This window comes from Streptomyces sp. SID10853 (assembly GCF_010548145.1).
Taxonomy (GTDB): Bacteria; Actinomycetota; Actinomycetes; order Streptomycetales; family Streptomycetaceae; genus Streptomyces.
In genome coordinates this window covers 1-13,655 of sequence record NZ_JAAGLN010000010.1, presented here as the reverse complement: position 1 = coordinate 13,655, position 13,655 = coordinate 1, and the positions used below count along the sequence as shown (strand labels likewise).

At 71.1% G+C, this 13,655-nt stretch carries 10 protein-coding genes and 2 pseudogenes; 6 read left to right on the top strand and 6 right to left on the bottom strand.

Annotated elements, in window-relative coordinates:
* Window positions 1–178: 178 nt before the first annotated feature.
* Both G3I19_RS04210 and G3I19_RS04205 read right to left on the bottom strand, forming a co-directional pair.
* Window positions 179–655, bottom strand: coding sequence for an Rrf2 family transcriptional regulator (locus tag G3I19_RS04210; protein WP_164259597.1), 477 nt, complete (start codon window positions 653–655; stop codon window positions 179–181).
* A gap of 383 nt (window positions 656–1,038) precedes the next feature.
* A complete protein-coding gene (locus G3I19_RS04205; RefSeq protein ID WP_343234979.1) occupies window positions 1,039–1,626 on the bottom strand; it encodes an RNA polymerase sigma factor in 588 nt (195 codons plus the stop codon).
* Between the two features lie 64 nt (window positions 1,627–1,690).
* On the opposite strand from G3I19_RS04205, the gene G3I19_RS36780 reads away from it, so the two are divergent.
* Both G3I19_RS36780 and G3I19_RS04195 read left to right on the top strand, forming a co-directional pair.
* Window positions 1,691–3,661 (top strand): serine/threonine-protein kinase, encoded by a 1,971-nt coding sequence (locus G3I19_RS36780; RefSeq protein WP_203599163.1) that lies wholly within the window; start codon window positions 1,691–1,693, stop codon window positions 3,659–3,661.
* A gap of 65 nt (window positions 3,662–3,726) precedes the next feature.
* Window positions 3,727–4,515, top strand: coding sequence for a DUF4232 domain-containing protein (locus G3I19_RS04195; RefSeq protein WP_164259593.1), 789 nt, complete (start codon window positions 3,727–3,729; stop codon window positions 4,513–4,515).
* 65 nt (window positions 4,516–4,580) lie between these two features.
* Here the strand turns inward: G3I19_RS04195 and G3I19_RS04190 are convergent, their stop codons facing one another.
* Both G3I19_RS04190 and G3I19_RS04185 read right to left on the bottom strand, forming a co-directional pair.
* Window positions 4,581–5,156: a DUF4232 domain-containing protein gene (locus tag G3I19_RS04190; protein WP_164259591.1), complete on the bottom strand. Its 576-nt coding sequence runs from the start codon at window positions 5,154–5,156 to the stop codon at window positions 4,581–4,583.
* 202 nt (window positions 5,157–5,358) lie between these two features.
* Window positions 5,359–6,504, bottom strand: a complete 1,146-nt coding sequence (locus G3I19_RS04185) for an NAD(P)/FAD-dependent oxidoreductase (protein ID WP_164259589.1) — start codon at window positions 6,502–6,504, stop codon at window positions 5,359–5,361.
* A 79-nt stretch (window positions 6,505–6,583) separates the two neighbouring features.
* Here G3I19_RS04185 and G3I19_RS04180 point away from each other — a divergent pair, with 79 nt between their 5' ends.
* Window positions 6,584–7,279 carry a TetR/AcrR family transcriptional regulator C-terminal domain-containing protein gene (locus G3I19_RS04180; protein WP_343234978.1) on the top strand — a complete coding sequence of 232 codons (696 nt, stop codon included), beginning with the start codon at window positions 6,584–6,586 and terminating at the stop codon, window positions 7,277–7,279.
* Window positions 7,280–7,377: 98 nt separating this feature from the next.
* Here the strand turns inward: G3I19_RS04180 and G3I19_RS04175 are convergent, their stop codons facing one another.
* On the bottom strand, window positions 7,378–8,685 hold the full coding sequence (locus G3I19_RS04175; RefSeq protein WP_164259585.1) for an MFS transporter: 1,308 nt from the start codon (window positions 8,683–8,685) through the stop codon (window positions 7,378–7,380).
* Between the two features lie 252 nt (window positions 8,686–8,937).
* Between G3I19_RS04175 and proP the strand changes: the two genes are divergently transcribed.
* The 3 genes and pseudogenes from proP to G3I19_RS38195 all read left to right on the top strand — a co-directional run.
* Window positions 8,938–10,539 carry a glycine betaine/L-proline transporter ProP gene (gene proP, locus G3I19_RS04170; RefSeq protein WP_164259583.1) on the top strand — a complete coding sequence of 534 codons (1,602 nt, stop codon included), beginning with the start codon at window positions 8,938–8,940 and terminating at the stop codon, window positions 10,537–10,539.
* Window positions 10,540–10,644: 105 nt separating this feature from the next.
* Window positions 10,645–11,103, top strand: coding sequence for a MarR family transcriptional regulator (locus G3I19_RS04165; protein ID WP_164259581.1), 459 nt, complete (start codon window positions 10,645–10,647; stop codon window positions 11,101–11,103).
* Between the two features lie 260 nt (window positions 11,104–11,363).
* Window positions 11,364–12,851, top strand: a pseudogene (locus tag G3I19_RS38195) (FUSC family protein); the annotation flags it as partial.
* A gap of 681 nt (window positions 12,852–13,532) precedes the next feature.
* Here G3I19_RS38195 and G3I19_RS04155 read toward each other — a convergent pair.
* Window positions 13,533–13,631 (bottom strand): annotated as a pseudogene (locus G3I19_RS04155) (M81 family metallopeptidase); the annotation flags it as partial.
* Between the last annotated feature and the right edge of the window lie 24 nt (window positions 13,632–13,655).

The following is a 13,655-nucleotide window of genomic DNA, read 5'->3' as shown; positions in this document are numbered from 1 at the left end:
CCTGACCCGGGCCATCCCCGAACCGGCAGGCGCCAAAGCCACTTCAGCCGCGTCGGCCACCTCAGCCGCGTCGCCTGCTCCGGTGGCTCGGCCCCCGCACCCGGTTGCGGTGTCGGGCCGCGACCGCGTCTGCACGGCCGACCAGTCGTCCGACACGGTGCCGGTCCGGGTGGGGTGCTCAGCGAGCCGGCAGCCGGAGCGATTCCTCGTTCCGTGTGCGTACGGAACCCGGCAGCCGGTCGACGAGTCCGGCGACACTGACCGAGCGCAGGGAGGCGCGCCAGGCTTCGTCGGCCTGGTCCATCACGGTGTTGACCATGCAGGCGCGCCGGCACTCCTCGGGGGATGAGGCCCCGGTTCCGCGCTGCCGGATCTCCTGGCACACGAAGGGGGCGGCGGTGCCCTCGATGGCCTCCACCACATCGAGGACGGAGATCGATTCGGCGGCGCGCGCCAGCCGGTAGCCGCCCTTCGGGCCGGAGTTGGCGAACAGCACACCCGCCCGGGTCATCGCCTGGAGGTGCTTGGACAGATACGCCTCGGGCAGACCGAAATGACCGGCCAGCGCATCACGGCGCATCAGCCCGCCGGGCGGCACCTGCGCGAGCAGCACGGCACAGTGCAGCCCCCACTCCACGCCTTGGGACAGCTTCATGCGGTCAGTCTAGTCATCGCGATATCCGCAATAGCCGGAAACCGTTCCCGCTCCGCGTCGGCCCAGGGCGTCGCTGTTCGATGTGGCCGAGGGCGGTGTGACCCTGTGCGGACCGGGGGCGCGGTTCGTTGTGGCCATCCGGCTGCCTCCCCTTCGGGCTGCCACTGTTGCGACTTGTTCGCCATCGCGGAGGCAACATACCGACGGTGAGGGCCAGTTCGGCCCTGATCGAGGGGGAGCGCCGATCACAGGATCTCCGGTGTCCCGGCTCGCCCGGTGCCACGCCGCAGAGGCTGTGGAGACCGCGGAGGTGATGCGCGCGGGCACGCAGACCGCCATGTCGCGCATGTCCGACATGGCGGAAACGGCCTGGGCGGGAGCCCTCAGACTCCGGAGCCGCCCGGCGCCCCGCCGGTGTCTCCGCCGGTCATCAACCAAGGCCTGACCTGCTGGCGGGCGCGGTGCAGACGGGACTTCACCGTGCCGACGGGCAGGTTCATCCGGTCGGCGATCTCCGCGTAGTCGAGTTCGCAGATGTCCCGGTAGACGAGCGGTGTCACCAGCTGCGGAGCCTCGCGCTCCAGCCGTTCGAGCGCTTCGAGCAGATCGACGCGCGAGCCCGCGATCACGCTGGTGGTGCGCGGGTCGGGGTGGGTCGTCTCCGCCGTCGTGAGCGGGGTCTCGGCGGCGCGCCGTTTGAGCTCGCGGTACTTCTGCCGCGAGCAGTTGGCTACCACCGTGTACAGCCAGGTGCTGAACTTGCTGCGGCCCTCGAAACGGTGGATGTTGCGCGCCACCTGCACGAGCACGTCCTGGGCCGCTTCCTCGGCGTCCTCGCGGTACAGGAGGAACCGGGCGCAGCGGCGCAGGACATCGGGACTGATGTCCCGGAGCAGGGCGTCCAGAGCCTCCCGGTCGCCGCCGGACGCTCGGACGGCCAGGGCCTCTGTTCCATCGGCGGGCCGGGTCACGGGAGGGTTTCCGCGCGTCGGGCCGGCTGGACTCGCTGGGGGATCACCCATGCATGATAGCCACATGTCCGTACCAGAAGAGATTGGCCGGTACCGCGTTCTGCGCCGTCTCGGCACGGGGGCGTTCGCCGTGGTGTGGCTGGCCCACGACGAACGGCTGCACGCCGATGTCGCGGTGAAGGTGATGGCCGACAACTGGTCGTACCGCCTGGACATCCGGGAGCGCTTCGTCGCGGAGGCGCGACTGCTGCGCCGAGCGAACTCGGGTGGCGTGGTCCAGGTCTTCGACATCGGTGATCTCCCTGACGGACGGCCCTACTTCGTCATGGAGTACGCGGACCACGGCACCCTGGACGACCTGTTGACCGCGGGTGAACTGGGTGTGGACGAGGCGCTGCGGCTGACCGCAGAGGCGGCGCGCGGGGCAGCCGCACTGCACGACGCGGACATCGTGCACCGGGACATCAAACCGTCGAACATCCTGCTCAAGGGCCGGCCGGGCGGCCACGAGCGGGTACTCATCGCCGATCTCGGGCTGGCGAAGAACCTGGCGCAGGCGTCCGGTCTCACCGTGATCGCCGGCAGCAGCGGCTATATGGCGCCCGAGCAGGCGGAGCCGTACGACGGGATCGACGCGCGCGCCGACGTCTACAGCCTCGGCGCCGTCCTGCACCACCTGCTCACCGGTACGGTCCCCGGGCCGCCCGGGAAGGTGCTCCCGGCCGACGAGCTGCGGCCCGGTCTGCCCGCGCCGGTCGTGGCCGCGGTACAGCGGGCCATGGAGCCGGACCGGGAGAACCGCTGGGAGAGCGCGCGGGCGTTCACGGACGAGCTGGAGCGGCTGCGCACCCTGCCCGTGCCAGGGGCGGCGGGAGCGGCCGCGGCGCCGGTGCCGGGTGTCTCGGGCAGCTCGGGCAGCTCGGGTGTCTCGGGTGTCTCGGGTGTCTCGGGTGCCTCGCCCGCGTCCGCGGCGTCGGGCGCGCTGCCCATACCTGACGTCCCGGGCAGCTCTTCTGCCTCTTCTGCCACCCCGGCCCTGGGCGGCTCGCCCGTATCTCCTGCCTCAGGTGCCTCGCCCGTGCCTGACGTCTCCAGCGCATCGCCGGTACTGGGTGCCCCGGGAGACTCACCGGCGCCGGACTTCCCGGGCAGCCCCTCTGCCTCTTCGGTCCCGGGTGCCTCACCCGTACCTGGTGCCCCGGGGATCTCGCCCGTACCCGGTGCTCCGGACACCTCGTCCGTATCGCGTGCCCCGGACGGCTCGCCCGTCCCCGGCTTCCCGGGTGACTCCGGCGTACGGTCGTTCTCCGCGGAGCCTGCCGGGTATCCGGAGTTCCTCCCGTACCCCGGACCTGACGCGGCCGCGGAGCCGCCGGCCTCCACGATGTCCCCTGCACCCGCCGCACCCGCCGCACCCGGCAGCAGCGCCGGTGCCACGCCCCGGACCCGGCGCCCCAGGACTCGGCGGACCGTACTGACGGTACTGACAGCCGTCGTTGTCGCCGCCGCCGCGGGCACGGCGCTGACCCTCTGGGAGCGCAAGGCGCCGAGCACGGAACGGGTCAGCGACGCGACCGGGAAGCTCAGCCTGGAAGTCCCGCACGCCTGGGCCACGCAGCTCGCCGACGCCGGCTGGTCACCCCGTGTCCTCGGTCTCGACAGCCCGCACCGGCCGGGCCTGACGGTGGCCGGCTCCGTCGCCGGCTGGTCCGATCTGCGGACCGACGACGACGGGGTGTTCGCCGGTTCGGCCGCCCCGGGTACGGCCGACTCCACGGCCCTGACCTCGAAGGTGAAGCAGAGCAAACACCCCGGCTGCCGGGACGCGGGGACCGCGACGTACGCGGACAGCAGGTGGCACGGCACGGTCCACACGTGGGATTCCTGCGGAACCGGGGGCAGAAGCCTCAAGGAGATCGCGCTGGTCCCGGTCTCCAAGGGCAAGCCGCCGGTGTACGTACAGATCAGGTGCGCCGAGACGTTCGGTACGGACGGCACCGACCGCATTCTGCGGAGCGTGCGGACGGCCGCGTGAACTTTTTGGCCCTTCCGGTCATCGGAGGTAGACAGAGAGACATCGGAGAAGGGACGGTCGGCACCATGCCGAATCCAGGACAGCGGGGCAGGGAAGACCACGTGACCGGGGCCGGCGAGAGGACCGGACGCGCGGGTCGCCGGGGCCTGGTCGTCGGGGCCGCCACGGCGGCCGTCGCGGGAGCGCTGCTGCTCAGCGGCTGCGGCAACGGCGACTCGGGTCCGCAGAAGGTGGCCAGCGTCGGCGGCCCGGTGACGAGCGGTGCCTCGGCCGCCGCGTCCGGCGGCAGCGACAAACCGACCCCGCAGTCGTCCGCACCGGCGAACGGGTCGCAGCCGCCCCCCGTCCCGTCCGGGTCGAAGAGCTCCGGCACCGGCGTGTCGTCTCCGCCGGGGAGCAGCACGGGCGTCGGCGGGAAACCGCCCACGGCGGCGGGCCCGGCCCGCTGCCACACCTCGGAGCTCAAACTTACGGTCGGCGACGACCACCCCGGCGCCGGACAGGAGAACTTCGCGCTGGTCCTCACCAACACATCCGGCCACACCTGCACCGTCAGCGGCTTCCCCGGCCTCGCCTTCGTGGACAACGGCGGCAGCCAGGTCTCGGTGGATCCGGCACGCACCGGCGCCTCCGGCGGCGCGGTGAAGGTGGCACCCGGCGGGAGTGCCTGGGCGCCGCTGTCGTTCACCAACCCGGAGGTGTCCGGTTCGGGCACCGTGACTCCGCCGACCGTACGGGTCACTCCGCCGGACGAGAAGGTGGCGCTGATCGTGCCGTGGAACGGCGGCGCGGTGCCGTCGGGCAGCAAGTCCGGGCCCAGCGTCGGGGCGTTCGTGGCCGGTTCGGGCGGCTGAGAGCGGGACACAGATGGGGGCGGACCGCATCTGCGGCCCGCCCCTTCCGTGTGCTTGCTGCCTGATCAGCCGCTGACGCTGATGTGCGAGGCGAGCGCGGTGACGTTGAGGTCACCGTTGTCGACCCACTGCGGGAACTTCAGCGTCTTGTGCGTGGTGGACGCGGGCGGCGTGACCACCAGATAGGCGGCGTGCCGGGCGCCGGAGGTGCCGGTGTTGGCGTGCGTCCAGGCGATGACGGCCTCGGCGCTCTGGCCGTTCTTGAGGGTCAGCGTCTGCTTGGCCGGGCCCTTGGCGTACCAGGTGCTGCCCCAGTGAACCGAGGACGCGAGCGTGTGGTGGCCGGCGTCCTGGAGCCCGAGGCCCGGGTAACCCCGCAGGTCACAGGTGTGGCCGCTGGTGTTCTTGAGCTTGAGGACGACGCCCTCGTGGTTCATCCCGCCGGCCAGGCCCTGTCCGAAGGAGGCCGTCAGTCCCGAGGTGGCACAGGTGGGCACGGAGGCCGCCTGCGCGGCCCCGGCCCCGGCGAGCCCGAGTCCGGCGACAGCGACGACGGCGAGCCCCGCGCCGCCTATACGGCGGGCCGTACGGGTGCGGACGCCTGTGCGCCCGGCGGTGCTGTTCCGATGCTGCTCAGCCATGTCGATCGATCTCCACTCTCAATGGTGCGCTTCTCGATGGTGGGGCGCGCGTTCTCTCCGCGTTCTCCAGAATGTGGGATGCGGCAGGGGGTCAGAAAGTTCACGGTAAATCCGCCCAGATGCCATGGGCGTCCCGGCCGCCGCCTGCGGTATCCACGTGGTTGGTGAGCGGGCGTGCGCCGTGGCGTGCGCGGGACAGGCCCTAGCCGAAGAAGGCCGCCATCCGCTCGGCCGCGTCGGGCGCGAGACCCATGCTCTCCATCTGCGCCGAGTCTGCTCCGATCGTCTCCGCGCGGTCGAACATCTCGGTCTCGTAGGCGGCGACCGCGGCGACAAGGTCACCGCCGTTCTCGGCGATCGCCCCGGCCAGCAGGACGCCGTCCAGCATCGCCTGGTTGGCGCCCTCGCCCACCGGTGGCATCAGATGGGCGGCGTCCCCGAGCAGGGTCACCTGCGGATGCGAGGGCCAGCGGGTGCCGACCGGCAGTGCCTCGATGTTCCGCCCGACGAGCGATCCGGCATCGCAGGCGTCGATCAACTCGGTCAGCCCCGGGTCCCAGCCGGCGAAGAGATCGTGGAGGCGTGCCACCGTCCGCGCCCAGTCCGTGCCGCCGAAGCGCTGCCGGCCGAGCCACCCGTCGTCGGTCCGCACGGTCACCGAGACGCGGATCGTGCCGTCGCCGGACCGCTGCGCTCCCAGGTTGAGGTTGTTGCCGAGGGCCATGATGCTGCCCGGTCCGACGAAGTCCGCTGTCCTGGGCCGGCGCCGGTCGGCGTCGGTGATCGTGAGTTGGAGGTAGGCGGCCAGGTGGGCCGGCCGCGCGTCCGTGAGGAGGGGGCGCACGCGGGAGCGCCCGCCGTCCGCGCCGATCAGGAGGTCGCAGTCCACCCGGCTGCCGTCGTCAAAGGCCAGCCGGTAGCCGCCGGCGGGCAGTTCGCCGACGCCGGTCAGGTGGCGTCCCCAGCTCATGGCGGCGGCCGGCACCCTCGTCATCAGCAGCTTCCGGAGAATCCCGCGGTCGATCTCCGGGCGGGTGCCGCTGCCCGGCTCGGGAGCGTGGTGGCCCAGTGTTCTGCCGGCCGGGTCGAGGATCCGCAGATTCTCCCCCTCGGGCCGGGCTTCGGTGCGGAACGCCTCGGTCAGCCCCAATTCCTCCAGGGCGCGCTGTCCTGACTCGGGGTGCAGGTCGAGGGCGCCTCCCTGCTCGCGGGCATCGAGTCCGGTGTCCCGTTCGTACACCGTGGCCGCGATCCCGTAGCGATGGAGCATCCCCGCCAGCACCAGTCCGCCGATGCCGCCGCCGACGACGGCGATCCGCGGCTCCTTGTTCCCGTCGGTCGTGTTCATCCCAGCTCCCCAGCAGTTTCTGTACAGCGTACGGAATCTACCGTACAGCGTACGGAAAGAGGCGGCGTACGGTAGTGCCGTGAGTCTGATCTGGGAGCGCCCCGAACCGCGCGGCCGGACGATCGCGCCCACGGACCGGGGCCGGATCGTGGCGGCCGCGGCCGCACTGGCCGACGCCGACGGACTGTCCGGGCTGTCGATGCGCAAGGTCGCCGCCGAGCTGCGTGTCAGTCCGATGCGGCTGTACGGCTATGTCGCCACCAAGGACGAGTTGCTCGACCTGATGGCCGATTCTGTCTACGGCGAGATCGCGGCCGCCCTCGGCGACCGGGCCGAGTGGGAGGAGGCGCTCCGCGCGATCGCCGTCGCCACCCGGGACCGCGCCCTGCGGCACGAATGGTTCGTCGAGCTGATCGGCGGCCGCCCGCACCTGGGCCCGAACGCTCTGACGGTGATGGAGGCCACCGCCTCCGCCCTCGCCCGCGCCCTGGGGCCCGGCGGCGGCGACCGCCTCATGGCGGCCCTCGGTGTCTTCAACGCCTACCTGATCGGCGCCGTCCGCAACGAGGTCACCGAGCGGCGCCTCAGCCGGGAGACCGGTGCCGACGAGACGCAGTGGCAGGCGTCGGTCGGCCCCTACATCAGCCGGCAGCTCGCGACCGGGCGCTACCCGACGATGGAACGAGTCCTCGCCGCAATGCCCGAGGGCGACCCCGCCGAGACGTTCGCATCGGAAGTCGCGATCATCATCCGCGGTGTGACCCGCACCGAGTGATCACGGCGGCCCGGCCGACGGTGAAGGGCGACGGGCGCCCTCCGCCGCCCCCTGGGCCGCCCGCATGCGGCCGGCCCCGACCAAGGGGGCGCGGGGGCCTACGCGAAGGCGCGCTCCGCCTCGATCTCCTCCAGTGACTTGCCCGCCGTGTCCGGCATGAAGAAGAACCCGACCGATCCGCTGATCACCAGGAACACCGCCAGCAGTCCGGCCACCGGCCGGATGCCCGTGCTGGCGAGCGCCGGTACGAACAGGCTCCAGATGCCGACGAAGGTCCGCGACAGGCCGAAGGTGAAGCCCTGGGCCGTGCCGCGCAGCATGGTCGGGAACAGCTCCTGGCTGAAGATCTTGTAGAGCGGCTCTCCGGCGAAGGTGCCGCCCACCGCGAAGAGCACGATGTTCAGGATGATCACCGGGATGGTGAACGGCAGGACCAGATAGCTGACATACGCGGTGACCTGCATGGCGCCGCCCGCGCCCCACATCCACTTGCGGGTGAGGTGGCTGCGGTCGACGTAGCTCATGAACACCAGCGCCGCCCCGATGCTCACCACGAACCCGCCGCAGGCCAGGGCGACGCCGGCGGACTGGCTGCCCGCGTGCAGGGTCCTGATCATGTACGGGGTGAAGATGCCGTTCGTCGCGGCGGCCAGCCCCCAGAAGAGGTAGATCGTCCCGGTCCAGATCAGCGCGTTCCGGTTGGGCCCCCGGAAGAGGGCCCGCGCCGTGGGCCTTTTCGCCGCCCCCGAAGCGAAGGCCCTTTTCCAGCGCGCCGATTCCGCGAGACCGCGCCTGAGCGCCCAGGTCACCAGCGCCACGACGAACAGCTGGAGAAACACCAGCCGGATACCGAGTAGACCGAACGGCGCGAGAACGAGCGCGAGCAGCAGCACAATGACCGGGCCCAGGCTCCAGGCGATCTGGGTGAACCCGAGCAGCTTTCCGCGGGCCGCGGCGGGTGCGAACTCGCCCACCAGTGCGAGGGAGGTGGGGACGTCCGCACCCACGGCGAGTCCGACGACAAAGGTGCCGAGAAAGAGCATCAGCGGGTTGACCGCGAGTGCGATGCAGAGAATTCCCGCCGCATAGACGAGCAGGTCGTACTTGTAGATGCGTTTGCGGCCCAGCGTGTCACCCAGCCGGCCGCCGATGAACGCGCCGATCGCACAGCCCAGCGCATTGGGCCCCAGCGCCGCGAGCAGCCCCACCGCATTCGAACTCAAGTGCAGATACGACTGGAACATCACGAGTCCCGCGCCGAGCGCGACGATGGATCCGGCATCCATATAGGAGGCCATACCGGCCAGCACGGACCATTTCCACTGCTCGGATGTGACCTTACCGGCCTCGCCGTCCGCCGTTTCCCCCGCTGCCGTACCGAAATCGCCTGTCTCCTGGGGGATCATGCCTTTCTCCGGATCTGCTCGTGGTTCGCGGTGGTCAGCGGCCTGCGATGGATGTCCCGGCCGTAAGCCGGGCTGTTCGAAGCTGCATTGTCGCGGCAATACCGGGTACGGGGTGGTCCGGCACTCCGTATTACGGACGGTTGTGTGTGAGGGCGCGCCGACACACGGTCCCCTGTGTTTCTCCGATGAAACTGGACAGGGGAGACCGAAGCGATGATGAACGCGGCAATGCCGCTCTGCAGACGGGATGACATGAGCAAGGGACGCCCCCGCCGAGATTCACGGCCGTCCGGCGGATCGAACTCCGCCAACGACCGGCTCCTCCGTATCCTGCTACGGCGCCGCAAACAGTCACTGAGCGCCGACGACGTGACGGTCACCGACAAACCCGAGGTGCGCAGGGCGGTGTCCGCGTCCGCTCTGGGCAACATGATGGAGTGGTTCGACTTCGGCGTGTACGCCTATTTGGCGGGCACTCTGGGGAAGGTCTTCTTCCCTTCCAGCTCACCCGGTGCGCAGGTCGTGTCCACCTTCGCCACGTTCGCCGCCGCATTCCTCGTACGGCCCCTCGGCGGCCTGGTGTTCGGCCCGCTCGGTGACCGTATCGGCCGTAAACGGGTACTCGCCGCGACCATGATCATGATGGCGATCAGTACATTCGCCGTCGCGTTCCTGCCGAGCTATGACTCGATCGGATTCGCCGCGCCGATCCTGCTGCTCATCTGCCGTCTTGTGCAGGGTTTCTCCACCGGTGGTGAATATGCCGGTGCGACCACCTATATCGCCGAGTACTCACCCGACAAGAGGCGTGGATTCCTGGGCAGTTGGCTGGACTTCGGCACGTTCGTCGGCTATTCGCTCGGTTCCGGCATCGTCACCATCCTGACCGCGGTGCTCGGGGACGACGGAATGGTGCACTGGGGCTGGCGTATCCCGTTCCTGGTGGCCGGGCCGCTCGGGCTCATCGGTCTGTACATGCGGCTGCGCCTGGAGGAGACGCCGGCCTTCAAGCGGCAGGCCGAGGAGGACGCGGCCGAGTACGCGTCCGAGCAGCACGAGGAGGGCGACGAGGATCCGGTGGAGGTGGCCAGGCAGTCCGGTCACGGACGGCTGAAGGAGATCTTCACCGAGCACTGGGAGGCGGTGCTCATCTGCATGGGGCTCGTCCTGCTCTACAACGTCACCAACTACATGGTGACCTCGTACCTGCCGACCTTCATGACCGAGACGCTCCACCAGGACGCGCTCACCGCCCAGCTGCTGGTGCTCGGCACCATGGTCGTGGTGGTGCTCACGATCACCACGGTGGGCCGCAGCTCCGACCGCTGGGGCCGCAGGCCCGTCTTCATGGCGGGCAGTATCGCGCTCATCGTGCTCTCCGTCCCGGCGTTCCTCCTGATCAGGGAGGGCGGCATCCTGCTGCCCGCGTTCGGCTGCCTCATCCTGGGCCTGCTGCTGGTGTGCTTCGCCGGCACGTCGGCGTCCACGCTGCCCGCGCTCTTCCCGACCCGGCTGCGGTACGGGGCGCTGTCGATCTCGTTCAACGTCTCGGTCTCGCTCTTCGGCGGTACCACGCCGCTGATCGCGTCGGGTCTGGTCGAGGCCACCAAGAACGACATGGTCCCCGCGTACTACCTGATGGTCGCCGGGGTCATCGGGTTCATCGCCACCTATTTCCTGCACGAGACGGCGGGCCGGCCCCTGAGCGGCTCGGGCCCCATGGTGGAGACCCATGCCCAGGCGCGCTCGCTGGTCGCCGCCAGCCGTACCGAGGCCGGGCGGCGGGCGCGCGATGTGTGGATCCATCTGCGGCATCCGTGGGCCAGGCACCACGACAGCGACAAGCAGGACTGATATCCGCCGGGGACGCACCGTTCGCACGGGGTGAGAGGGGCGTCCGGTGCCGCCCCCGGCCGGGGGTGTGCACCGGCACCCCTGACGGCAATATATAATTGCGATATGCATCTATCCCCGGCCTCCGACGAACAGCGGATCGAGGACGCCGCCCGAGGGCTCCTGCGGGGCATCGGACGGCTCTCCCAGGCCCTGTTCAGGGCCGGGGAATTCGGACTTCCGCGCAGCCACACCGCCGTACTCGACGCCCTGGAGCCCACACCGCGCCGGGTCACCGAGATCGCCGCCTACACCGGCATCGCCCAGCCGCGGGTGACCGTCGTCCTCCAGGAGCTGGAGGAACGCGGGCTCATCGAACGCGAACGCTGCTCCAAGGACCGGCGCGTCGTTGAGGCGTCCCTCACATCGGCCGGCGGCGAACTCCTGGAGCGGGCACGGCAGCGCATGGCCGCGGCCCTCCTCGAAGGGCTGCGTACGAACGTCGACGATCCGGAGCGGGCCGTGGGACTGGCCCGGGATGCGGTATCCACCCTTCTGCACGCCGTCGAACCGGAGGTCAGTTGACCACCCCAGCCACCCCGGCTGCCTCAGGCACCTCAGCCACCTCAGCCGTCTCAGCCACCGAAACCGCTCACCCGGACCGCGCGGCCGAACAGGGCGGGGGCCGGCCGCCCCGTACCGGAGGCTCCGTCGCACCCCGCCGGGTCGGCGGGCCGAGACGCTGGTGGGACGGCGTACTCGCCGCCGACCCCGGGCTCGGCCAGCTGCAGGCCGGCTGGCGCTCCCTGGTCGCCATCACCACCGGCCTCGCCGTCGGTTACGGGATGTCCGTCGCCCTGACCCTGCCGGCCATGCTCGGCATGATGGTCGGCGGCATGATGGGCCTGATGAGCGCGTTCGCCATCGCCGAGAACACCCCGCTCCGGCTGACCCGCTCCATCCTGTGGATGCCGTTCCCCTACTCGGCCGTGCTGCCGCTCGCCGCGTGGCTGCACGACGACCGTGCGCTGGAACTCACCCTGATGGTGGTGGCGCTGGCGCTCACCTTCTTCCTCGCGCGGTTCGGGTCGCTGGCACTGCTCACCGGCATGATGCTCTTCAACTCGTTCATGGTCGGCATGATGGCGAACATCCCGCTGAACCTGTGCGGGAAGCTGTTCGTCGTGGCGCTGGTCTCATCGGCGGCCATCCTCGCCGCCCGGCTGCTGCTCTGCTGCCCGATGCCCCGCGAGGACCTGCTCCGCACCCAGCGCGCGTTCGTCGTCGAGGCGCGCCGGGTCGGGGACGCCGCCACCGCCGCGCTCGACCCCGACGCCGACCACGAGGTCGCGATCAAGCGGATGCGGCGCAGCCTGCGCCGTCTCAACATCACCACCGTCACCATCGACGGCCGCCTCGCCCAGCCCGAGGTCGCCGCCGACCCGCACACCGCCGAGCTGCTCCACCAGTACCTCTTCGACGCCGAACTCGCCCTGCAGGGCATCGGCCAGGCGGTGCAGCGGCTCACCCGGCTCCCCGTGCCGCAGCGACTGCGCGAGGCGATGGTCGTCGCGCTGGTCGTCGCCCGCGACACCCCGCTCGGCCGGGCCGACGCACTGCACCCGGCGGCCCGGCTCATCCAGCAGCAGGCCGACGACGTACTCGCCGACCGGAGCGCGAGCCCCGACGAAGCGGAGGCCGCGGTGCTGGCCCGGCGGGTCGGTCATCTCCTCGACTCGCTCGCCGACTCCCTCGCACACTGGCTCGACCTCGGCTGGAACGCGCCGAAGGCCCGCGCCAAGGTCCCCTTCCAGCCCACGGTCGCCCTGGAGCAGAACCGCCCGGCCGGGACCGGCGCGGTCGCCCGAAGGATCGCGGCGGCCCAGGAGCTGAAGGGCTGGCGGCGCGTCGTCCCGTACGTACGCGTACCGCTGCACGCGGCGGTGGCCTGCGCCATCGTCTGCCCGATCACCGACGCGATCGACCCCAGGCGTTTCTACTGGGGCCTGGTCGGCGTGATGATCACGCTCTTCGGCACCAACACCACGCCCGAGCGGCTGCGCAAGCTCGCCCACCGCATGGTCGGCACGGCCGTCGGCGCGGTGGTCGGCATCTGGCTGCTCCACGTCATAGGCCCCGGCCACATCTATCCGACGCTGCTGGTCATCGTGGCGGGCCTGACCCTGGGCGCGTGGGGCATGCAGCGCCAGTACGCCTACTGGGTCGTGGGGCTCGTCGTCGCTCTCGTCCAGCTGTACGGGATGACCACGCCGTACAGCGGCATGGACCACCTGCTCGCCGAGCGCCTCCTCGACAACGGGATCGGCATCCTCGTCGCCACCGCCTGCGCCGCGCTGATCTTCCCGCTCTCCACCCGGAAGGTCGCCCAGGAGGCCGACCGCGGCTATGTCGCTGCGCTGGAGCACCTGGTCACCCAGATCCGTGAGCGCTGGGAGGACCCCGAGGCCCCGGTCCGGCTGCGCGGCGCGGCCCGCGGGGTCGACGCGGCCCTGTTCCAGGTCCGCAGTGTGGCCAGGCCGCTGGTCCGGATGCCGATCGGGGTACGGGGACGCGGCGCCGAGAACCGGCTCGCGCTCCTGGCCACCGCCACGGCGCACGCCCGGGCGCTCGCCGCGGCCGCCGATGTCGACATCGACCTCGGGCCCCGGCTCACCGGGCACATCGAGCGGATCACGCAGACGCTGCTGGACTCGCTGCGCGAGCTCGACCGGCACTTCTCGACCGGGGAGCCCGAGGGCACCTGGGTGCGGGTGAGCCCGCTCGTCCGTGACCTCGAAGGGGAGCTGCGGGCTCCGGCCGGCCCCCGGGCCGACCGGCTGCACATCGCGCTCAGGGAACTGGCCGCGCTGGACGAGGTGCTGGCCGGATACGCCGAGGGCCGCGGTCTGCGGACCGTCGCCCCCGCGCCCGCCCCCGTCGTGGCCGAGCAGGCGAAGACACCCGCGGGTGCTTCACGGACCGCGCCCGCCACACCGCGGGAGCGCCGTACCCAGGAGGTCCTGGCCGCGGGTCTGACGGAAGTCGGCCACGGTGGAGCGGTGCGGACAGAAGGTGGACGACTCGATGCCGATGCCGCCGATGGCTATGCGCAGACGGCGGGCGGGGGTGGCGGTGGT